21 protein-coding genes are annotated in these 21,823 nt (G+C 56.9%); 9 read left to right on the forward strand and 12 right to left on the reverse strand.

Annotated features, from left to right (window positions below; translation table 11 throughout):
• The first annotated feature begins 21 nt into the window (after nucleotides 1–21).
• On the forward strand, nucleotides 22–1,002 hold the full coding sequence (locus VFU50_07555; protein HEU5232696.1) for a helix-turn-helix transcriptional regulator: 981 nt from the start codon (nucleotides 22–24) through the stop codon (nucleotides 1,000–1,002).
• Between the two features lie 55 nt (nucleotides 1,003–1,057).
• On the opposite strand, the gene cutA is transcribed toward VFU50_07555, so the two are convergent.
• Both cutA and VFU50_07565 read right to left on the reverse strand, forming a co-directional pair.
• Nucleotides 1,058–1,372, reverse strand: coding sequence for a divalent-cation tolerance protein CutA (cutA, locus tag VFU50_07560; protein HEU5232697.1), 315 nt, complete (start codon nucleotides 1,370–1,372; stop codon nucleotides 1,058–1,060).
• A gap of 97 nt (nucleotides 1,373–1,469) precedes the next feature.
• Nucleotides 1,470–2,429 (reverse strand): GNAT family N-acetyltransferase, encoded by a 960-nt coding sequence (locus VFU50_07565; GenBank protein ID HEU5232698.1) that lies wholly within the window; start codon nucleotides 2,427–2,429, stop codon nucleotides 1,470–1,472.
• Between the two features lie 400 nt (nucleotides 2,430–2,829).
• Between VFU50_07565 and VFU50_07570 the strand changes: the two genes are divergently transcribed.
• Nucleotides 2,830–3,885: a sigma factor-like helix-turn-helix DNA-binding protein gene (locus tag VFU50_07570; protein HEU5232699.1), complete on the forward strand. Its 1,056-nt coding sequence runs from the start codon at nucleotides 2,830–2,832 to the stop codon at nucleotides 3,883–3,885.
• A gap of 72 nt (nucleotides 3,886–3,957) precedes the next feature.
• Here the strand turns inward: VFU50_07570 and VFU50_07575 are convergent, their stop codons facing one another.
• Nucleotides 3,958–4,602 (reverse strand): cyclase family protein, encoded by a 645-nt coding sequence (locus VFU50_07575; GenBank protein HEU5232700.1) that lies wholly within the window; start codon nucleotides 4,600–4,602, stop codon nucleotides 3,958–3,960.
• Between the two features lie 284 nt (nucleotides 4,603–4,886).
• Between VFU50_07575 and glmU the strand changes: the two genes are divergently transcribed.
• Complete coding sequence (glmU, locus tag VFU50_07580) at nucleotides 4,887–6,296, forward strand: bifunctional UDP-N-acetylglucosamine diphosphorylase/glucosamine-1-phosphate N-acetyltransferase GlmU (GenBank protein ID HEU5232701.1); 1,410 nt, start codon at nucleotides 4,887–4,889, stop codon at nucleotides 6,294–6,296.
• A 63-nt stretch (nucleotides 6,297–6,359) separates the two neighbouring features.
• On the opposite strand, the gene VFU50_07585 is transcribed toward glmU, so the two are convergent.
• Entirely contained in the window at nucleotides 6,360–6,875 is a 516-nt protein-coding gene (locus tag VFU50_07585) for a sigma-70 family RNA polymerase sigma factor (protein HEU5232702.1), read from the reverse strand.
• Between the two features lie 605 nt (nucleotides 6,876–7,480).
• On the opposite strand from VFU50_07585, the gene VFU50_07590 reads away from it, so the two are divergent.
• The 5 genes from VFU50_07590 to VFU50_07610 all read left to right on the forward strand — a co-directional run bounded on the left by VFU50_07590 (nucleotide 7,481) and on the right by VFU50_07610 (nucleotide 10,326).
• Nucleotides 7,481–8,581, forward strand: coding sequence for an HD domain-containing phosphohydrolase (locus tag VFU50_07590; protein ID HEU5232703.1), 1,101 nt, complete (start codon nucleotides 7,481–7,483; stop codon nucleotides 8,579–8,581).
• A 217-nt stretch (nucleotides 8,582–8,798) separates the two neighbouring features.
• Nucleotides 8,799–9,281, forward strand: a complete 483-nt coding sequence (locus VFU50_07595; protein ID HEU5232704.1) for an EamA family transporter — start codon at nucleotides 8,799–8,801, stop codon at nucleotides 9,279–9,281.
• Nucleotides 9,278–9,667 carry a hypothetical protein gene (locus tag VFU50_07600; GenBank protein HEU5232705.1) on the forward strand — a complete coding sequence of 130 codons (390 nt, stop codon included), beginning with the start codon at nucleotides 9,278–9,280 and terminating at the stop codon, nucleotides 9,665–9,667. The genes VFU50_07595 and VFU50_07600 overlap by 4 nt, the downstream gene beginning before the upstream one ends.
• A 39-nt stretch (nucleotides 9,668–9,706) precedes the next feature.
• Nucleotides 9,707–9,940, forward strand: a complete 234-nt coding sequence (locus VFU50_07605; GenBank protein ID HEU5232706.1) for a type II toxin-antitoxin system Phd/YefM family antitoxin — start codon at nucleotides 9,707–9,709, stop codon at nucleotides 9,938–9,940.
• Nucleotides 9,937–10,326 carry a type II toxin-antitoxin system VapC family toxin gene (locus VFU50_07610; protein HEU5232707.1) on the forward strand — a complete coding sequence of 130 codons (390 nt, stop codon included), beginning with the start codon at nucleotides 9,937–9,939 and terminating at the stop codon, nucleotides 10,324–10,326. The genes VFU50_07605 and VFU50_07610 overlap by 4 nt, the downstream gene beginning before the upstream one ends.
• 4 nt (nucleotides 10,327–10,330) lie before the next feature.
• Here the strand turns inward: VFU50_07610 and hpnE are convergent, their stop codons facing one another.
• From hpnE to VFU50_07635, 5 genes are read right to left on the reverse strand one after another with little or no spacing between them, the layout of a single operon-like run.
• Complete coding sequence (hpnE, locus tag VFU50_07615) at nucleotides 10,331–11,746, reverse strand: hydroxysqualene dehydroxylase HpnE (protein HEU5232708.1); 1,416 nt, start codon at nucleotides 11,744–11,746, stop codon at nucleotides 10,331–10,333.
• Nucleotides 11,747–11,755: 9 nt separating this feature from the next.
• A complete protein-coding gene (locus VFU50_07620; GenBank protein ID HEU5232709.1) occupies nucleotides 11,756–12,703 on the reverse strand; it encodes a phytoene/squalene synthase family protein in 948 nt (315 codons plus the stop codon).
• A complete protein-coding gene (gene hpnC, locus VFU50_07625) occupies nucleotides 12,700–13,638 on the reverse strand; it encodes a squalene synthase HpnC (GenBank protein HEU5232710.1) in 939 nt (312 codons plus the stop codon). The genes VFU50_07620 and hpnC overlap by 4 nt, the downstream gene beginning before the upstream one ends.
• Before the next feature lie 18 nt (nucleotides 13,639–13,656).
• Nucleotides 13,657–14,697, reverse strand: coding sequence for a zinc-binding dehydrogenase (locus tag VFU50_07630; protein ID HEU5232711.1), 1,041 nt, complete (start codon nucleotides 14,695–14,697; stop codon nucleotides 13,657–13,659).
• A 56-nt stretch (nucleotides 14,698–14,753) separates the two neighbouring features.
• A complete protein-coding gene (locus tag VFU50_07635) occupies nucleotides 14,754–15,857 on the reverse strand; it encodes a zinc-dependent dehydrogenase (protein HEU5232712.1) in 1,104 nt (367 codons plus the stop codon).
• Nucleotides 15,858–15,998: 141 nt separating this feature from the next.
• Here VFU50_07635 and VFU50_07640 point away from each other — a divergent pair, with 141 nt between their 5' ends.
• Entirely contained in the window at nucleotides 15,999–17,078 is a 1,080-nt protein-coding gene (locus VFU50_07640; GenBank protein HEU5232713.1) for an energy transducer TonB, read from the forward strand.
• Between the two features lie 258 nt (nucleotides 17,079–17,336).
• On the opposite strand, the gene VFU50_07645 is transcribed toward VFU50_07640, so the two are convergent.
• Genes VFU50_07645 through VFU50_07655 form a run of 3 tightly spaced genes read right to left on the reverse strand, consistent with a single transcriptional unit; the run spans nucleotide 17,337 to nucleotide 21,498 of the window.
• The gene (locus tag VFU50_07645) at nucleotides 17,337–18,671 is read right to left on the reverse strand and encodes a heterodisulfide reductase-related iron-sulfur binding cluster (GenBank protein HEU5232714.1); all 1,335 of its coding nucleotides are present in this window, start codon (nucleotides 18,669–18,671) and stop codon (nucleotides 17,337–17,339) included.
• Nucleotides 18,668–20,047 (reverse strand): FAD-binding oxidoreductase, encoded by a 1,380-nt coding sequence (locus VFU50_07650; GenBank protein ID HEU5232715.1) that lies wholly within the window; start codon nucleotides 20,045–20,047, stop codon nucleotides 18,668–18,670. The genes VFU50_07645 and VFU50_07650 overlap by 4 nt, the downstream gene beginning before the upstream one ends.
• Entirely contained in the window at nucleotides 20,044–21,498 is a 1,455-nt protein-coding gene (locus VFU50_07655) for an FAD-linked oxidase C-terminal domain-containing protein (GenBank protein ID HEU5232716.1), read from the reverse strand. Before VFU50_07655 ends, VFU50_07650 begins: the two co-directional genes overlap by 4 nt.
• Nucleotides 21,499–21,823 lie beyond the last annotated feature (325 nt).

Here is a 21,823-nt window from a genome sequence, read left to right on the forward strand (position 1 = left end):
GTTGCACTAGGGTAACAATCCGTGCACCGAAAAAGCGGAGAATTGATTGTTTCTGCCGGTCGCGGCACCAGTCTGATCATTGGGCAACTCGAACGCTACTTGCGGCAGGCGCGACTGAGCCGGATCTATTTCGCCGAAGACACGGTCGCTCCTCCGGCCCTCGCTTACGTTACTCATTTTCCCCGCTTGTATGTTCCTCTTTCGGGAACGCAGAATCTGCAGATCGCTCAGAACTCCAACTCGTGCAGGATTCAGGCGCAACCAGGTGAGGCGGTCTTTGTTCCAGAAAACGCCTGGGACAAGCCTGAATGGTCGAGCTCATTGCAGGTGCTCACGATTCTCTTTGGTGCGAAACAAATCGGCATCAGTTTGGTAAAGCACAGCGGCGGATCAGAGACGCCGGTGAGCGCCGTGAAAACTCACATTCATGGCGCCTACGACGGGCTTACGCATAATCTGCTTTCGGCGTTGATGGTTTTCGCCGCCGATCGCGGACAGGGGCCTCTGGCGCATTTACTCACTGAATCGCTGCTGCATTCCTGCTTGCGGCTGCTGAAGGTGCCCAACGCTCATCAGGCGCGCAAGGCTACACGCACGTACGAGGCAATCTGTTTGTACGTGCAGGAGAATTCACAACTTCCGCTCACTCGGGAAAGTGTCGCCGAGCACTTCGGCCTGGCTCCGAATCACATCTCGCGTTTATTCCGGCAGCAAGGATTGATGAGGTTTAACGACTACCTAAACCTGGTCCGCATCAATCGCGCCAAGTTCATGCTGCGAAACTACACTCTGACGCTGAAGGAAGTGGCATCGAACTGCGGCTACGGAGAGGTCGCGTATTTCTGCAGAATCTTCAAGAAGATTACGAAAGAAACTCCGACTCAGTATCGGGGAATACAAGCTGGAGTGACAACTGAGAATGCGACCGAAGATTCCGAGAGCAAAAACCGATTTCGCGTCAGACACGATTCACAGCAAAACGTTTCGGCACAATTGGCCTGACGTAACAATCTGAATGGCCAAAATTCGCGACGCTTAGCGGAGTCAGTTGCGCCGTTCAGACAGACTCCCGAATCCAGCGCAGATACTCGGCACTTCCCCCTTCAATATCGATTTCGATTGCTTCCGGCACTTCATACGAATGAAGCTCGCGGAGGCGGGCAATCGCACTTGCCGACTTCGATGAGGTCGTCTTGATAAGCAACAGGAATTCCTGCGCATTCTCTACTTTGCCTTGCCATCGATAGACAGAATCGATCGGGCCTGTGAGGTTTACGCAGGCGGCAAGCGACTCTTCCACCAATGCCTTTGCTATTCGCGAAGCTTCATCGCGCGATCCAGCTGTGCTGATGATCAGTTTTTCTTCCGACATGCTTACACCATCGCTGGTTTTCCTGGCTATAGCAAGGGAGGTCTGACTAGGACTCTAGCCAGAAAAGCGGAGAGGAGGTCGGGCGTCACCAGCGCCGTCAGGCGGCGTGTTCCGCAGCAAACACGGCAGTGGAAGCTTCTTTCATTTGCTCTGCTGTCGCTGTCACTTGGAAGAGGTCCTGTGCATGTTGTGCGATCCGCAGCTTGTAGGGCTGCTCGCCCGTCATCAAATCGAAGCTCAGGCCTTCCTGCAGCGATCGACGGGCGACCTCGAAGAGCAGACTCACTCCGGGTGAGTACCGTGCCCAGTTACGGTCGTAGTACGTAGTGTAGAAGCGCCGAAGCTCCCGGTCGCGAAATGTGATCACGGCTGCCGCGAGGGTGCCGCCATGTTCGAGGGTGAAAACCTGACATCGGCTGCCCTCCTGCGTACAGGCCGCCACCATAAACTCGACCCGGCGCGAGTCGTGGAAGAGTTCTCCGGGAATCGATTGGCGCGAGCGCATTTCATAAATCCGGCGCACCATTCCATCTCCGCCCGAATATTGTCTGACCTCAAGACCCATTCGCTCGAGTTTATGCAGGCGACTGAAGGCGCGAGCGTGGCTATGAGCAAAGACGTCTGCGCTGATCTCATCAGGACTTAGGTGCGGAGAGCGACTATAGAACGTCTTGGGAAGGTGCTTCCAGATTGCCGCCTCGGGGTGGCAGATTGCAGTCACTGTAAACGAGAGCCCCGATGCGCTTAACTGTTGCCAAGCGTAATCGAGCGCGGATGCATCGCCGCAAGCGAGATAGTCGCGGTAGTCGAACAAAGTTTCTCCGGCGAAGCTTAGAGTCTGCGGTTCTCGGCGAATCACTGCCGGAATGAAGGCACGACCGTTGTCGTTCTCGCAGAAAACGAAGTACGGCTCTTCGCGGTCTGCGAAGATGTTGGCTGCAAGTCGGTTCCAACGAAATGTCTGGAAAATGCTTCCTTGTTCGCGCTCGACGGATTCCCACGCTGACCGTAGACCATCGATTTCTGCAGAATTGCGTGCCACTCTGATGCGCAACAAACGGATTCTCCTCTGAGTACCTCGATGGTGGCAGGCGCAATGCTGCTGCGGGACCGCAGGCTCTGATTGCGCAGGACTTCAGTTAGACGCGAGCGGCTGCTGAATAGCTGCCAGGAAAGCTGCTAGCTGCTAGCAGCTAGCTTCCCGCTGAAGCAAGCGCTAAGACCTCCTCGTGAACTTGGATACATCAGTGGCTGCCGAGATCGTTTTAGATCCGCCTACGTCAACTGGATATTAAGCCAGTGAAAGAAATCCTTTATCCACTGTGAAATGCAACGGAGCGTTTTCTGGTTGCGTCTCACTGAGCAGGTGTAAAATCTGCCACGAAGAGCTAGGGCCGGTCGGCAGCGCTCGATGTCCGGCAGCATTCGGACCAAGCTGGCTGGCGTGAGGCGCCCGCATGAACGTTCACTTCAGCTACAAAGCCTCGAAGAATCCAGAAACAGAGCAAGAAGTTCAACGCCAAACCGAAAAGCTAGCCAAACGTCTTCAAGTATTTCGACCGGAACTTATCCATCTGCACGGCATTGTCGCCGAGAGCTCGCAAAACGGTGGCGGAATAACCGTCTCCCTAAATCTGAGGCTGCCCTCGGGACAAATGGCGACGCAGAATACGTCGTCGACGGCCGTGGGCGCTATGAAGACGTGCTTCAGGGATCTAATTACGCAACTGAACGCCCACAAGGATCTGCTCCGAAATCGCCATAAGTGGCATCGGCTCTCGCGCGAGTACAAAGGCGTTCCTTTCGAGCAAACTGTGGCGGCGGTCAATCCGAACGGAACGCCGTTGCAGGGCGGTACTCTGACCAACCGTGATATTGATCAATACGTCGCAACCGAATTGCCTCGGCTAAACCGCTTTATCGACCGCGAACTGCGTTATCGCGAGGCTACCGGAATGCTCGAACCAAATCTGGTGAGGCGTGAAGAGGTGGTCGATGAAGCGATCGCCAGTGCGTTGTCCGGCGAAGAGCATCGGCCCGAGCGTGTCTCGGTAGAACGATGGCTGTACGGACTGGCGCTACGAGCTATTCCGGTCGTCGCACGGCGCAATGGCGATGAAAACGCAACCGTTCGCCTCGAAGCACCTGCGGGAAAGCAGAACGTAACCGGATCCGACGATGCTTATCTTCAATTCCATCAGCCGGACGATAAGCTGAGCGAAGAAGATATTCTGCCCAATTCAGGAATCAGCACGCCGGAAGCGGTTGCGCTTTCCGATGAGTTTATCAATCAGGTGGAGCGGGCACTCACCGGAGCGCCTCCAGAACAGCGTGAGGCGTTCACTCTGTTTGCCATCGAGGGATTTACGGTTCCTGAAATTGCAGAAGTCTCGAAACGCGATCCCGCCGAGATCAAGAAATCGATCAAAGCTGCCCGGGAAATCGTCGATCGCAAGCTGCCCAACGGGAACGTCCTGAAGAAGCATCTGTTAAACAATTCGCAAGTAGCGTAAGAAGCCATCCGTCGCTGCGAGAAACCAAGTCTCGCCGGCGGTTACGCAAGGACAAGCCGCCGTCCGATGGTTTTACTTCACCAGCGCCATCAGCCTCACCGGCCCCTGGCTGGCTCCTGCGATTTTTTCTGGCGCTGCAACCCCTACTACGTTCGACCGTGGCACAACAGCAAGGTTGCTGATGTTTTCAAGTTCGTAGATGCCCTTCCGAGCTAGATAGGAGTTCTCGTCTGAGGAAACGAACTGCGTTCCCGCGCCGCCAATCGCCACCACGTTTCGCGCTTCAACGAGAAAATGCAGAGCATCGTGATTGAGCACAGGATCAGTTCCGGGTTTCACCGAGGCAAGTAGGATCATCGCCCCTTGCGGCACAGCGCCGTGCAGTCGCTCATACGTGGCGACATCATCCATCGTGATCAATGATTCCGAATCGGGAAAATTCTTGTGCCCGGCTTCGATCACGGCAAGCGGAGCGATAAGACGTGTGGAGGGCAGAGTTTCCAGATTCCATGCGCCGCCGAGTTCAGCCGGTGACACGAGAGTCGTCTGGGGCGCCATTGTCTCTGAATTTGCTGGGATCGAAGTGCTGAGATCGATCACTGTCTTGTACTGCGGGCCCGCCGCGTTCTCACGATGCGTAGCCGCGAAGAGCAGCATGGCAATCGACAGCACCGCAGCGACTACAAAGATTTGAACGGGAAGAAATCTGCAACTCATAACTACAACTCTCTCCCTCAATACGCAAACCCCATTCGCCGAGTTGCAGAACGCGGGAGTAAATAGTGAGATGCATGGGAGCTGCTGCCGTTTGCAGAGAAATGCAAATAGTTGGGGGTGAGTTCGAATGCGGAGTTGGTGCGAGTTGGTGCAAGCCCCCGACTCAAGTCGAGGGCTTCCACCCAAACAGCCTTCATCCCTGTGCCGCAACGGAACTGCGCAAGTTCCGCCTGAAGAGTCGGCCGGGGCGTCGCTGCGCCACACTTTGCCGTAACATGAATTCCATGTCATCGCAGGATTTCGCAATTGCCATCATGGCTGCCGGGAAGGGAACTCGGCTCAAATCGAAGCGGCCTAAGGTTCTGCACGAAGTTGGGGGCAAGCCGCTGCTGGCGCACGTGATTCGATCTGCAGCGGAAGTGGTGCCGGTACGGAACATCTTCGTGATCATCGGACACGAAGCTGAGCGCGTGCGGGCGGCCGTCGCACATACCGGCGTCAATTTTGTGCTTCAGGCGGAGCAGCGAGGCACTGGGCACGCGATCCAGAGCGCTCGCAGCGAGCTTTCCCGTTTCGGGAGCTTCCTGGTGCTCTCGGGAGACGCGCCGCTCATTCGTCCTGAGACGATTCGCCGCATCCGCGACTTCCACACTGCTCAGGATGCCGCTATGACCATCCTTACTGCTCGCCCTGCAGATCCAACAGGATATGGACGAGTGTTGCGCGAAGGATCGACCGATCGCGTCGCCGCTATCGTCGAGCAGAAGTCGCTGCGGCCCGAGCAATCGACCCTCGGTGAAATCAATTCAGGCTTCTACGCTTTCAATTCCAAGCGGCTGTTTTCACATATCGATCGCCTGCAGACGGACAATCCTCACGGCGAGTATTACTTAACGGATATGGCTGCGCTGCTCGTAGCCGAAGGTCAGAAAGTGATGGCGATTCGCGCAGAAGATCCTGATGAAGTGCTCGGCGGAAATACGATCGCTGAACTCGTGAGCCTGGATGCCAACATGCGCATGCGCAAGGCGCGGGCGTTGATGAGCCAGGGGGTGACAATTTTTCGGCCCGAGACCTGCGTGATCGACGACGAAGTGAGCGTCGCTGCTGACACCACGATCGAACCGTTCGTGCAGCTCCTGGGAACGACTTCAATTGGGGAGAACTGCCGGGTGCGCTCGTACTCGGTAATCCGCGATTCCCAAATTGGGAACGATGTACACGTTCGGTACGGATGCATCATCGACGAGAGCTCGATCGCCACAGCCGCCATCCTCGGCCCGTATTCCCACGTGCGTCCCGGAAGCGAGATCGGCGAGGGCGCGCACGTCGGGAATTTTGTTGAAACCAAGAAGACGCGCCTGGGCAAGGGTTCGAAAGCCAATCACTTGACCTACCTGGGAGACGCTGAAATCGGAGCCGGCGTGAATATCGGCGCCGGAACGATCACCTGCAATTACGACGGAGTGCACAAGCACAAGACCGTGATCGAGGACGGCGCATTTGTGGGTAGCGATTCGACGCTGGTCGCTCCGGTGAAGATCGGCCAAGGATCCTATGTCGGGGCGGCGTCGTGCATCACCGCCGAGGTGCCGGCGGACTCGCTAGCGATTGGACGTGGCGTGCAGGTGGTGAAGGAAGGGTGGGCGAAACGCAAGCGGGAAGAGCGGCGAAAGACGAAGGAGATCGGGTGAACCCGCAGCGCGCGATCGAAGCTGGTCCGATCTCGCCCTGCGGGATGGCCAGAGCACCCGAGCTTAATTCGAGAGAAGTTCCCTGAGTTTGAGCCGCGCCTGAAAGAGGCCCGCTTTCGATTCCATTTCCGAAATTCCGATGGTGCGGGCGATGCGAGCGTGGTCGTAATTCTCGACATCGTGCATAAGGAAGATCAGCCGCTCGGTCGAGGGCAGTTGCACGACCGCGCGCTCCAGATCGGCGCGCCGGGTATTGCGGCGCACTTGATTCACCTGAGTTGCTGGTTGGCACTGGACGGTGAGGTTGCCGATTGGAGTGAGTTCGCGCAGTTCAGTCACGAGAGCACGGTCGATGGTTTCCGCATCCGGCTTGTGGCTGGCCGCAAAAGCGCGGCAAAAGGTAGCCGACATTACATCCTCGGCCGTAAGTTCATTATCTGTCATGTAATACGAAAGCGAGTACACGCGATGGCGGTTCCCTTCAAAAACATCGCGATAATGATCGACAGAAGCCTGCTCGGCATGACGAATAATGGGGAGAAAAGCTGCTAGCTGGATTCCGTCGACTCGGCTGGACATTCAGGGGACCCCTTCTTGGTCGTGGCTCTTTCTCGTGTTCCTCTTTCAGTAGAGCAGTTTCGTCGCCAATCGAATGTTGCTGGACGGAGCACCTCAGGTGCAGCTCTGGATGTAGCCTGGTGGGACTGAATAATCGTGGATTTGAAGGACTACGCACCGCAAGATGTGTCGATTTGGTGTCTAAGGTTTTGCTGTTTTTGAACTTGCCCGGGCCAATCCACAGGATTGGACAACTTTTCCACAGGCACTCAAAGCGTCAAATGTGGTATCCGGATACCACATTTGTCCATCGATAATCTCTATTCTATGTAACTGTTACATGGCAAATCTGGGCTGATTAGCTGGCCGAATCACCTTTTTCCTCATCACCAGCCTATTCGGAAAATCCATAGATGACCCATAAGTTTTAGACGTGACTGAAGTCAGGTTTAGAGGATGTCTGCCGATGTACAGCTTGGCTGGCTAGAGACGCGATAGTTCGAAACGTCACCTGTGTTTCTGCTTAGCGTTACTTCCGGTGGGACTCTCAGTGAAAAGCTTGAGGTGGAACCTTGACCAAAGTGGTTAGAATGACAAAGCTTCCACCAAATTTCCACAAGCCATCCATGACACCTGAACGGATTCTGGTCGTTGACGACGAAGAGGCGATACGCGAGATCGTCTCGTCGATGCTTCAGAATGCCGGCTATGTCACCATGCAGGCATCCTCAGGCAAGCAGGCTCTGGAAATTCTGGGATCAGGCGAAGAGTTCCAGCTCATGCTCTCTGACCTGATGATGGCGGAGATGGACGGCATCGCGCTGCTTGATCGCGTGCAGGATTGCTATCCGGATATGCCCGCGATCATGGTCACCGCAGTACACGACATCTCAGTCGCGCTGGCCGCGATCCGCAACGGCGCTTACGACTACCTGCTCAAGCCCTTCGAGCGCGACCAGCTCCTCGCCATGGTCAAGCGCGCCCTCGATCACCGCAAGCTGCGGATGGAAAATCGCGCGTATCAATCGAATCTTGAATCGCTGGTTCAAGCCCGCACGGAGCAGCTCCGCCAGACCATGGCCGACCTCGAGCGTTCGTACGACATCACGCTCGAAGCCCTGGGCGATGCGCTCGATCTTAAAGACGCCGAGACGGAAGGCCACTCCAAGCGCGTGACCGCATTCACGATCGCCATGGCGCGCGCGATGGGAATGTCGGGGGAGAAAATTCGTGTGATCGCACGCGGCGCTTTCCTGCACGACATCGGCAAGATGGCCATTCCCGACGCGATCCTCCGTAAGCCTGGAGCGCTCACGCAGGACGAGATCATGATCATGCGCGAGCACTGCGCCCGCGGCTACCACATGTTGAAGAAGATTCCGTTCCTCGCCGATGCCGCTGAAATCGTCTATTCGCACCAGGAAAAGTACGACGGCACTGGATATCCACGCGGCCTCGTAGGTGACGACATTCCCATCGGGGCGCGCTTATTCGCGGTCGCCGACACCCTCGATGCCATCACCTCAGATCGTCCGTATCGGGCAGCCCAGACCGTGCAAGCGGCGCGCGAAGAGATCAAACGTTTCTCGGGACGGCAGTTCGATCCAAAAGTGGTTGAAATATTTTTGGGAATGCCCGAATCGATTTGGGAAGACCTGCGCCAGGAAATCAACTCCCACGCCCGCAAGTACGCCTATCCCGCCAAGTTCGCCGAGTCGGCAGTTTAAAAGCAAAACACGACACGGATCGCACGGATTTTATGGATCCCACGGATCCGCAAAATGAGCTCCCAGCTCCCTACTAATCGCTTCGCCGAAATCAATCCGTTTCTTTGAATCCGTGTAATCCGTGACATCCGTGCGATCCGTGTCGTGTTTTGCTTTTGATCTCCATTGAAACCCATCTGATACCCTGCACATCTAGTCCTTTTTACGACCACTGAGAATGCAAGAAGTCGAACAAAGCACACCTGCGCACCGGCATGTCCACAGCATGAACTTTCTGCGTTATCTGCTGCTGGCCTTCATCGTCATCGGCAGCACGTTTGGTGACGTGTATGTCGCCAAGGGGATGAAGCAGATTGGAGAAATTTCCATCCATCGCTTGCGCGATCTGATTCTGGCTCCGCTGCATCCTTACGTAGCACTCGGAATCGCCCTGCTGGCGCTCTTTTACTTTTCTTACCTTGCCTCGCTCTCCTGGGCGGATTTGTCGTACATCATGCCTTCCACAACCTTCGGCTACGTGCTCACCGCATTGCTCGCGCATTTCATGCTGGGCGAGCGTGTGCCCCTTACACGCTGGATTGGAATCGCGATGATCAGCCTCGGTGTCGGATTGATCACAGGAGGTCACTCCCTGACCGTAGTGCCGACTCCGGAAGGCGTGAGCCCCCACCTCGAAATAAAGCCGGAGGCGCGATCGTGAATCACCACAGCCTGTTAACCACGTGGGTGATGATTCTCGTGCTCGTCAGCCTCAACTCCGCGGGAGATATGTCCACGGCAAAAGCCATGCGCCGCGTGGGCGACTTCGGCGCGATCCGCCGTCGCGCAGGACTCTGGGGCGTAGTTCGCGGCGTGCTCACCGAACCGTGGTTCTTCATCGGGCTCACGGCCATGACGCTCAGCTTCTTCACCATGCTCGCCGCGCTCTCGATCATCGACCTCAGCATCGTGATTCCCGCTTCCGCGTCGATGAGCTTCCTGCTGAACCTGATTGGCGCGAAATTCATATTGAAGGAACACGTCACAAAGCGTAGATGGATTTCGGGGATACTGGTGCTGGGTGGGATTGTTTTGCTCAGAACATAGCTCATGGTCATGTTAAGATGACTATGAGGAGTTCCTCCCATGAAAACTATTCCCGCCGGGGAGTTCAAATCGAAGTGTCTGCAGTTGATGGACAAAGTGCAGCGCACTAGGAGACCCATTACGATCACTAAACGTGGAAAGCCCGTCGCGAAACTTGTGCCGGTTGAGCAAGAGCAGGATGAGTGGTTTGGTCGATTGCGGGGCGAAATGAAAATTGTCGGAGACATCGTATCCCCGATTGATCCACCCGAAGCCTGGGAATCGACTCGGTGATCCTCATCGACACTCACATCCTTGTGTGGGCTTCGATGCATCCAGATCGTCTCTCCCGTGCGGCGAAGCTGGCGATGGAGAAGGCACGGCAAGACGATGGGCTCGGGATTGCCTCGATCACCATGTGGGAATTAGCACGTATCTTTTATCGGGGAAGAATTCAGACGACACGTACTGTGCAGTCCGCTGTTGAAGAATTGAGTTTGGGGGTTACCATCCAGGAACTTACGCCCGAGATTGTATCGATCGCTGCAGAACTGCCGGAACCATATCCGCGTGATCCGGCAGACAGATTGATCGGTGCCACGGCTCGGGCATTGGGCATTCCACTCGTAACAGCGGACGCTTCGATCATTGCAAGTCGCGCTGTCGAAACGATCTGGTGATAGCTCATCTGACGAACAACTTCATCAGACCCTTCGCAGGTAAATCCAACACTGAGAATTGCTGTTGAATGCCCGCCGAGGCAGCAGCGGCTTCTGCAGCCCTGTATCCACTCCTCACCGCTCCTTCCATGGTTGCCGGCCAGCCGGTTGCAGTCCAGTCTCCGGCGAGAAAGATTCTTGGCCACGGTGAACGCGAATTGGGCCGATAAGAGTCCGAGCCGGGCAGCGCGGAGTACGTCGCGTGAACTTCCTTTACCACCGTCGCCTTCAACAGCGTAGCGGTTTTCGCGGCAGGGAAGAATTCATCTAATTCGCGCAGGGCAAGGTCAATAATCTCCTGCCGTCCCATTTCGACAAGCGGCTTCGACGAGCTGACGACTAGCTCGATATAGCTGCCCTGCGAATTCTCTTGCTGCCGCTGCGGCTGGAGCTTCGATTTCTGGAACATCCACTGGATGGTGCGGTCGAGGAGCACTGCATGAGGAAGTTGGGTGATCTCGCGATCTAACCAGAGATGGATTCCTGTGATTGGCGAATTCTCGAATTGCTCGAGTTGCTGACGCAGTGTGGTGCTTAAGGATCCTGTCCCATTTTGGGCAGGTAGTAGCTTGCCGAGCGCATAGTAAGGAACGGCGAGAATTGCGTAATCGAATGACTCCGAAAGCCCTGCCCCTTGAAGAACAACTTGCTCGGAGCTCGGAACCACGGCTTCAATGCTGTTGCGCAATAACACGCGGCCGCCACGCTGCTCGATGTAGCCGATTGCGCTTGCGTATAAGTCCGAAAGCGGAACAGTGGGCACGCCCATCTTTCCCGCTTCTGCAGACTTCAGGAACGACTCGCGAAAGACCTGTGCGCCATAGCGGACTGAGATGCGATCCAAGTCCTCGTTGATTGCGCTTACCAGGACTACCTTCCAGAAGCGATCAATGGCTCGTTGTGTCTGATTGTGCTGACGCAGCCAATCGAAGAAGCTCTTGGGACTATCCGGAGGGAGCGGTCCCATAAGTGCGAGCATGGCGCGCGCGATTGCCAGCTTGTCGCCTACAGAGAGTGAGGCTGCTTTTAAAAACGAAGGGGCCGTATGAAGCGGCGCTGGTAATGCAGACGGTGCAATCTCGGAGCGGCGCCCGCCTGGTTCAATGAACGTCAGCGTGTCGAACCAACGAATCTTGTCGGAAACCCCGATGCGGCGATAGAAGTCGAGCAAATTGGTGCAACAGCCGAGCAGCACATGCTGGCAGTTATCGACCGTCTCTCCCGTTCCCGGATGCTCGTACGAAGATGCACGTCCGCCAACGAATGGACGCCGCTCGAAGACCGTAACTTCAAATCCTGAATCCGCCAGAGCGCATGCAGCAGAGAGCCCGGCAATGCCGCCGCCGATGATTCCCACTCTGGCACTCTGTTGTTTGTCCATTTCGATGAGCTACACGGTGCGAAAGATCGACTTCACAACCCCGCGGCCAAGTATCACGAATTTCTCGGCAGTACTCAGGCGGACGCGACGACGAAGCACGTCGTAGTTGCTCTTCGCAATCTTCTCTAGCAATCGGCTGTAAATGGTGACCATCACCCACAGCGCTGCGCGGCTGTCGCGGTGAATGAGTGGAATCAGCTCGAATCCGGATCTGTAATATTCGCGCGCGCGGTCTGCCTCGAAGGCGAGCAATGCGCGCAGACGCTCCGCATCGAGGCGCTTTCCGCCATCGTTCAGAAAATCTTCGACAGCCAAGCCGAATTTTGCTAGATCCTCTTCAGGAAAATACACCCGGCCAAGAGACGCGTCTTCCTTCACGTCCCGAATAATGTTGGTCAGCTGGAAGGCCACGCCACAGCGCTCGGCTAAGTCTTCAGCTCGGCGGTCTTCATAGCCATAAATGCGAATGCACACCAATCCGACGACGGACGCGACGAGATAGCAGTAGCGATACAGCTCTGCAAACGTGCGGTGCACGCGAACAACAGCGAGAGTCGCAGTTCCTCCGCTCGATTGATGCTCAGGGGCGATTTCCCGCCTGGCCGCTTCAAGATCCATGCTGGTTCCTTGCACAAGCTGATCGAGAAGTTTGGGCGGAATCTGGAATTTCTTTTGCGCATCGGCCAAAGCCATAAAAACAGGATCGTCGCTCGGAGTCCCAGATTCGACGCGTTGCCACTCCGCCAGCCAACTGCTTAGCCGCGATTTGCGTTCTTCGACTGAGCGCGCTTGATCGTCACTCAAATCGTCGGCATGGCGCATGAATGCGTAAACAGCCGACAGCGCGTTGCGCTTGGCGCGCGGAAGTGCCAGGAACGAGTAGTAGAAGTTGCGCGCTTCGCGTCGTGCGATCCCGCGACAGACGGCATACGCCATGTTTATGCGCGGGTCGCTCACAGCCTGCTCCAGAGCGCCTGCGCGGCGGCTTTGGCGACCAGGCCCAGCTTGCGCGATTTCGAAATCGCAGGACGCGCGCGCAGCACGTCAAAATCCTGGCGCTCGATGCAGTTCAGAATCTCTTCGCCACCGCGGCTGAACAGCTCAATATCAATCGCCAATTCGCGATCGACCATTCCGATGAGTGGACGCCCGCGCTGGAACCACTCACGCGCTCTTTCCACTTCGAACTGCATGAGCTGGCGGAATTCGGGTGTGAAACGCCGCTCGGCAATTTGGGCTTCGGCCACTCCGTAGCGCTCGAGATCTTCGAGCGGAAGGTAAATGCGGCCTTTGCGGTAATCGACCGAAACGTCCTGCCAGAAATTCGCGAGCTGGAGTGCAGTGCACGTGAAGTCGGAAAGCTGCTGGCGCTCTGGATCGGAATACCCGCAGGCATACAAGACAAGCCGACCGACTGGATTTGCCGAGTTCACGCAGTATCCGAGCAGATCGTCGAAGGTGCGGTAACGAGTAACGGTCTGATCCTGCCGAAAAGCAACCAGCAGATTCGCGAAAGGATCGCGGGGAATCTTGCATTCGAGAATCGTCGGCCGAAGCGCAACAAACACCGGATGCCGCGGCGCTCCGGCATAGCAGGCGTTCAGCTCTTCTTCCCATTCATCGAGCAGCGCGAGTGACTGCTGGGCATTGCCGACTTCATCGCCCAAATCGTCCGAGATTCGGCAGTACGCGTAGATGCTGTAGAAGTGCGGCCGCAGTTTCTCCGGCAAGAACCATGTAGCTACGCTGAAGTTCTCGTAATGGCTGCGCGCCAGGCGCTCGCAATACGCGCGCGCTTCTTCGAGCGACGGTGGGGTTTGCGGAATGGCGTATTCAGGAGGAAGAGCCGACCATCCAGTACCGGTTCCACTCTGGGCGAGGGAGCTTTGCATGTGCGAGGACATCCGCAATTAGATCCGGCCCGGGATAATGGCCGTTTTGATCTCGCCGCTGCGATCAAGCATCTTCTGCAGCACTTTTTTCAGGTTCGAGAGAGGCGCTTCGCCGGTCACGTAGTCGGAGCTCTGGATTTTGTTCTGCGTGATCAGACCGAACGCCTTGCGTACCATTTCGGGAGTATGGTGGAAAGTCGCCTTCAGCGTGATCTGTGAATAATGCAGGCGCTGGGTATCCAGTTCCACTTTGGTCCCACTGGCGCATCCGCCGAAGAAGTTCACGGTGCCGCCTTTGCGAACCATGTCCACAGCCCACTGCCAGGCCTGGGGACGTCCTACGGCTTCGATTACGACATCTGCTCCACGCCGCTTCGGCGTCAATGCGCGAACTGCCTCGATAGGATCATCGACCGCGGTGATCTGTACGACCTCATCGGCGCCGAAGCGCTGAGCATCTTTGACCTGCTCGTCGCGCTTGACCACCGCGATTACTCGCGTGCCGCTCAGCTTGGCAACCTGCATGAACATAAGCCCAATCGGACCAGCGCCGATTACAACGACGCTGTCACCCGGCTCCGGATGCGTTTCGTTTAATCCGTGCAGGACGCACGCCAGCGGCTCGCACATCGCCGCAGCTTCGAAGCTGACGTTATCGGGAATCCGCAGCATGTTGACTTCAACGATGCGGCGGGGAACTTTGATGTACTCGGCGTAAGCTCCGTTTATGAAAAGCAGGTCTTCGCACAGGTTCGGCTGCTTCTTCAGGCAGAAGAAGCACACGCCGCACGGTGCAGAGTTCAGCGCAACAACGCGCATTCCCGGGCGGAAGTCCTTCACGCCTGCGCCCACTTCTTCGATCGTCCCCGCGAGTTCGTGCCCGAAGAGAGCAGGAGGCTGGATCATGCGCGCGTGGTATCCGCGCTGGAAGACCTTGACGTCGGTACCGCAGGTGAGGGCCACCTGGACTTTGATCAGAACCTCTCCCTCGGCCACGCGGGGGATCGGCACCTTCTCGATTTTTACGTCCTCCTTACCGTAGAGGACGGCGGCCTTCATGGTTCCGTTCAAATCTTTGTCCTTAGAACGCGCCGGATGCGACGCTTCGCCATTCCTCAATGGCCCGGCTGAATGACAATCTTCATCGAATCGGGCTGCGGATTGGCAGCCAAATGCAAGGCCGGCACCGCTTCGGTCAACGGAAAGCGGTGCGAGATCAAGCCTGCAAAATCAATGTCTCCGCTAAAAACCAGGCGCGCGCTCTCGTCTTGCAGCTCAACCGAGGCGCTGTAGGAGCCCATCAACGTCTTTTCATCGACGCAAACAGCAGCAGGATCGATTGTCGCCTCACCGCGTGCCGTCTGTGCAAAGAGCATCACCCGTCCGCCAAATCGCACCGCCTCCATTGCCGGCCGAATTAGACCATTGCCGCCGACCGCCAGCATCACCGCATCGGCACCGCGGCCGTCGGTTCGCGCGCGGACTTCCTTGACCATGTCAGACTTCGCGGCGTCTATGGTCTCGGAAATCTGATACTCCAGAGACATTGTAAGCCGCTGCTCATACAAATCGGAAGCAATCACCCGGGCACCTGCTCGCCGAGCCAGCGAAGCCAAAATGATGCCGATGGGCCCTTGTCCGATGACCAGCACGGTCTCGCCTGGGACAAGCTGCAGCGCCTCGACGCCTTTCAAGCAGGTGTTCACAGGCTCGACAAATGCCGCCTGCTCAAACGAGACCCCCTCCGGAATCTTCACCAGCCCGCGGCGGACGATCCAATCCATGACCCGGACATATTCGGCGAATCCCCCGCCCGACGGCTCAAATCCAGCCGTACAGCCGACCTTCTTGTACACGGGGCACTGGGCGAAGACTTTGCGCTCGCAGTAAAAGCACTTTCCGCAGGGGATGTGATGGAAGACCATCACGCGATCGCCAACCGCAAATCCTTGGACATCGGATCCGACAGCAGCGATGACGCCGGAAGTCTCATGACCGAAAATCCGCGGCGCCGAATGCGAGCCGGTGTGGATCTTCTTCAGGTCGGTCCCACAGATTCCACAAGTGTGGACCCGAATTAGAACCTCGCCGGCGCCAATCTCCGGAACGGGAACGGTCTCAATGCGCACATCATCAACAGCGCGGTAGACGGCCGCTTGCATCACCGTAGGAGTAGCCGAACGCTCGCCCGCCGCGGCAGCTTGAGTGACTGTAGCCATGAGCTAACTGGCTCAATTGTAAATGGCTTCCGATTCGTTGACCTACACCGCGCCCCGAGGCTCCGAAGGGCACTCTCTCCGTCAACGAATTCTCCTCTTCACGTTCCGCTTTGGAAGCAGTACGCTGTCTCGGAAATTTCTATGGCTACCCATCTTGTAGTCGCAGCACTTCTCCTCTCCAGCTTCTGCTTCGCCGATCTCAAATATCGAATGCACACGACAGGAAGGCCGGTGCCTACTTCGGATACGGTCGTCTATGTGCATGGCGATCGTATCCGCGTCGAATTCCCCGACAACGGACGCGTGAATATCCGCCAGTGCGACCTGAACCGCGTCGTACATCTCGATCCACAAACGAAGACCTATCGTGTACAGGAGCTCGAACCCGAGCCAGAGGCAGCCCAAGACGATTCTGCTCCCAGTACGAGACCATCATCGTGCCGAATGAAAACAAGGAGGGAAGTCGAAGAGACCGGGGAATTCCAGAAGCTCCTCGGCTTTGACGCGCAGCACGTTCGCATCTTCATTTACAAGGACCCTGTGCCGGAATCGTGCCCGGAAAATCAGCCCCTCGCCTCGATACTCGTTCAGGAGCGTGATGGATGGTACATCCAGGTTCCCTGGCTGCCCGAGTGTCCTGCTCCCAAAGATAAAAATGCGAGCACAAACAGGGCCTTCGATGTGCCGGATCACTATCTTCGCAGCGATGGCACGCTCACTCCTGACCTGCTTCCGGCAAAGGTAGATGTGAAGCGCCGCCGAGGACAGGAACTGCAGACCGCCTTCACCGCCGAGGCATCGGATATTTCGACGGACGCACTTGATCCCGTGCTATTCGACGTTCCCTCCGATTATCGCGAGGTGCCCGCGCACGATGTCGCCAGTTGTTCCGGCACTCCTGAGATCGTTGCCCATCTTGAGGATGGATCGGCAGTCTATCGCGTCGGGTGCGGCATCCAACCTCCTCAACCGCTTCGACGACAGGAGCCCGACTATTCCGAGCGCGCAAGAAAGAAAAAAATCTCAGGCACGGTCCAGCTTTCCGCCGTCGTTGATTCAGGTGGAAATGTGCGCGATATTCAGGTTACGAAATCGCTGGAACGCAGCCTCGATCAGCAGGCGATCGCTGCTCTTAATAAATGGATATTCGAGCCAGCGACCAAAGACGGCCAGCCTGTCGCGGTGAAACTCGAGATCGAAATGAGCTTTCGGCTTTATTGATCAAGGCCCTGAAATACGACTGTCATCCCTCGCTCCGCAGCAACGCGCACTGGTTCCAGGAAGCTTTGTTTTTGCGGAGCGGGGGGATCTGCTGTTTCGGCCAGTTTGAAACAGCAGATCCCCCGCGCAGCGAAAGCAAATTATGGAGATTCCCATCAGCCTTGCGGCTGCGCGAGGGATGACAGTGGCTAAGAGGTGAGCGAACAAATGCGTATGAGCTGCGCCAGGCGCGAAATCCAAACGAGCCTTGATCAGTCATCAATAACACTCGTCGAGCACTCCAACCACGTGCTTAACGGGAACAGAGCGGCCCATGCGTTCCATTCCGGCACGCAGTTGCAGCATACAGCCGACGTTTGCGGTGACAACGAGTTCGGCAGATGTGCAGCCGATGTCGCTTATCTTTGCGTCGAGAATTTTCATCGACAGATCGTTCTGCGTGACGTTGTAGCTGCCGGCACTACCGCAGCATTGATCGGAGTGTGGCATCTCTTCGAGCTCAAGGCCAATGGCACGCAAGAGTTGCCGTGGCGCATTGCGAATGCGCTGTCCATGGGCGAGATGGCATGGGTCCTGGTAGGTCGCGCGGATGTTTAGCTTCCGGGCGGGCGGACGTAGACCGAGCTCGTCCAGAAACTCGGTTATATCTTTCACCTTTTTTGCGAACTTCTCGGCGTGATCGCGCTTCGCGTCTTCACGTAGTAGATCGCCATATTCTTTCAGCGTCGAGCCGCAGCCGGCGGCATTGGTCACGATGGCATCGAAGCGGTCATCGAGCATTGCCGCGATGTTCTGGTGCGCAAGCTTTCGTGCTTCGTCGCGGTAGCCTGCATGGGCGTGAAGAGCGCCACAGCAGTTCTGGTTCTTGGGGACCCAGACTTCAACGCCGTTCTTTCTAAGCACGCGAATAGTAGCGTCGTTCAGAGCAGAGAAGGCAACGCTGGCGATGCATCCGGCGTGAAGGGCGACGGTCGCGCGGCGCTCTCCCTCCGCAGGGAATATTTTCCCGATTTGGTCAAAGAAAAACTTGTCGTCGATCTTCGGCTGCAACTGCTCCAGCTTTGCCACGCCCAGCAGCCGAAGCAGTCCGGAAGATCGCGCCAGAGTCTGCAAGCCTGAGCGCTGATAAAAGCGCAACAGTTTGGCGATGGCGCTGAGCCGTTGCGGATTCCCGAGCACATGACGATAGAAGAACGCGCGCAATTGACGCGTGAGCCACGGTCGCTTGTAATGCTGCTCGATCTGCGCGCGGGCGCGTTCGACGATGTGTCCGTATTGCACGCCAGATGGGCAGGCAGTCTCGCAGGCGCGACAGTCGAGGCAGCGGTCGATATGGGTGACGAACGAGTCGCCGATCGCAAGCCGTCCGGAATCGACCTGGAGCACTTGGTAGATGCGTCCGCGCGGCGAGTCCATTTCCATGCCGAGCACGCGATAGGTCGGGCAGTGATTCAGGCACAGACCGCAGTGGACGCACGTCGCATAAAGGTCCCAGGTGGGGCGATCAGTTCCGGCGAAGTTCGATTGGCCCATCTGCAGGGTGTGCCCGGTGACAGCGGTCTGCTCTGTTTCGATGTTGGTATAGGGTGTCATCCGACGAGAAAGCGTCCTCGATTCAGTATGCCTTTGGGATCAAGCGCGCGCTTCACTTCTTGCATGAGAGCAGTATCGGTGGGAGTTGAACCCCAGACATCGAAGTGCTGCTTCGCCTCTCTAGGGCAGCGGACTACAACCGCGGAGGAATCTTTTGAAAGTCGCCCGCGAAAAGCCGAAGCCGCGCCGGCGAACTGCGTGACTGCAGGCGGATCGATCGCCAGCGGGATGAATCCAACGACAAACGATCCCATCGTCGCTCTCCCGACGATTGCAGCCACGAAGTTGTACTCGCTCGCGGACTCATATGTCGCAGCGATCGCCTTTTCCGATTCAGCCGGTGGTACTTCGAACTCGAAGATCATTGGATTGTGATGTCGGCTGGTCAGGCGCTGCTCGAAGCCAGTGAGCCGGTTCCAGAAATCGACTTCATGTTTTTCGCTGATTTCTCGAGCGACTTGGAAACCTAACTCCGATCGAGAGCGGGCCAGCGCGCGGTCGCTACCCGCGAATCGCACGGCGATTTCCCAAATGCGTTTTTCGCTCGTGACTCTGGCGTCGGGCGCCCATTCATCAGGATCGCGCGGCTGGGAATCGTGCAGGTACTCGGCTGCTTCCGGTCCGATGAACTCCACGGAGATCGGCGAAAGCGGAGATTTCAGCAGCCAATCACGAAACTTGAATGCCTCGCCCAGCGTTTCAAATTGGCACACGCACGTAAGCGTCTGCTGAGGAGATGGGAAGAGCTTGAAATTTGCGGACGTGATTACGCCTAAGGTGCCGTAGCTGCCGATCATCAGCTTCATGAGATCGTAGCCGGCGACATTTTTCACTACACGTCCGCCGCCGCGTCCGCTGAGGCCGTCAGCGGTGATGAAGCTGATACCGATGCAGAAGTCGCGCAAGCCTCCGAAGCCAGCGCGCAGCGGACCGGAGGATGCAGTCGCTAAAGCTCCACCGATGGTCGAGCCGGGAAAGCTCTCGATCGGCAGAAGCTGCCGGTGATGCGCGCATTCTGCCGTAACGTGAGAAACGGTTGCGCCAGCCTGCAGTGAAATCGTCAGGTCTCCGGGATCGTACGCCTCGATTCGGTTGAGGCGCTCGGTGGAAATAACAACATCTACTCCTTCCACCGAGCGGCCGACGTGCTGTCGCGTACCGCCGCCGAATGGAACCACCGACCAGTTCTCTTCGTTAGCGACTCTGAGCGCAGCCGCAATGTGCTCGGGGCAATTGGGCAGGAGGACCGTTTCGGGAGCGCCGCCATCAATCGAGTACTTCTGCAAGCGTTCAGGATCACCAATGACGGCATCGGCGCCGAGCAGCCGCTCGAGGCGCGATGCGATATCCCCCTGGGTTCCCGTCGCCTGAGTCACCGCTGCTCCGCACTCGCGAGAACAGGAGCTTCGACACTAGAGTGACCGGGAGCGACGGCCTCGCGGCAGGTGCGCACTCCAGGGAGGATCTTCTGCGGATTGAGTACCGAATCGGGATTGAAGGCATTGCGCAGGCGATGCATCACTTCACGTTCGGAGTCGCTGAAGAGCGTGCACATCAGATCCTGCTTCTCCATCCCGACTCCATGTTCGCCCGTGATCGACCCTCCAACGCCGATGCAGAATTCGAGAATCTCGCGTCCAGCCTCGAGAGTGCGCCGCGTTTCCTCTTCGTTGCGAGCATCGAAAAGAATCAGCGGATGCAGGTTGCCATCGCCTGCATGAAAGATATTTCCGATGGTCAGGGAATATTTTTTGCCAACCTCTTCGATCTTGCGCAGCGTTTCGGGAATGCGCGTCCGCGGAATCACACCATCCTGAACGTAGTATGAAGGCGAGATGCGTCCGATCGCGCCGAATGCGGTCTTGCGTCCCTTCCACAGGAGCTGGCGTTCATTGTCGTCTCTCGCGCGCTTCACTTCACGTGCGCCACTCCTGCGACAGAGTTCTGAAACAGTCTCTGCCTGCTCATCCACGACTTCGCGCAGACCCTCGAGTTCGATCAGCAGCACCGCGGCGGAATCAAGTGGATACCCGGCATGAACTGCGGCTTCGACAGCGCGCAGCGTCCAGCCATCGAGCATTTCGATCGCTGCAGGAGTAATTCCTTCGCTGGTGAGAGCTACGACCGTATTCGCCGCATCCTGGACATCGTTGTAGATGGCGAGCAAAGTCGCGACTGCTTCCGGCAATCGCGTGATTTTCACAGTTATCGCCGTCGCAATGCCGAGCGTACCTTCGGAACCCACAAAGAATCCGGTGAGGTCATATCCAGGTGCGGCTGCAGCTTTGCCGCCGAGCTGCGCAATGCGCCCATCGGGGAGCACAACCTCAAGTCCCATGATGTGATTGACCGTTACGCCAAGCGCAAGAGTGTGCGGCCCTCCCGAGTTCTCGGCAACGTTTCCGCCGATCGTGCATGCCTTCTGACTCGATGGATCAGGAGCGAAGTAGAATCCATGCGGCATGAGAGCGTTGCTGAGCTCAAGGTTCACGACTCCCGGCTGCACAGTGGCTCGCAGGTTTGGAACATCAATCTCGAGAATGCGATTCATGCGCGCGAAGGCCAGGATGATTCCGCCTTTGCGGGCAATCGATCCACCGCTCAGGCCAGTGCCTGCTCCACGCGGAACGATGGTCAGACCTTCACGATTCGCCAGCTTTACGATTTCGGAGACGTGTTGCGTACTTTGCGGAAACACCACGTAGCGGGGCGCGCCGCGCGCCAAGGAGCCGTCGTACTCATAGAGCATGAGGTCCTCCGGACGATCAAGTACGGCGTCGGATCCGACAATCTTGCGCAGTTTGTTCGCGATTCCAAAAGACAACATAGAGGGGAAGATGCTCGGATTCTAGCATCGCTTTGCATAGCTTCAATCACGCTGAACACCAGCGCGTTCTAGTAGTCGATCGAACACGGAGGCGGTGGAGGGAGCGGAGGAAAGTAACCACAAGCCCTTCGTTCCCTCCGTGTCCTCCGTGTTCAATCTTGCCGTTCCCGCCTCGCCGATCAATTTCGCCCGACTTTTCCTCATACTTTCTTGGTAACTGGCTGATTTTCCACTTGATATTCGTCTTCAGCGCGTCGATAATTCGAGTGAAAAGAAGGCGAACCGTCAACTCGAGACGCAACGTGAGACCAACCCCAAAGAGGCG

The organism is Terriglobales bacterium, from assembly GCA_035764005.1.
Lineage (GTDB): Bacteria > Acidobacteriota > Terriglobia > Terriglobales > Acidobacteriaceae > Gp1-AA112.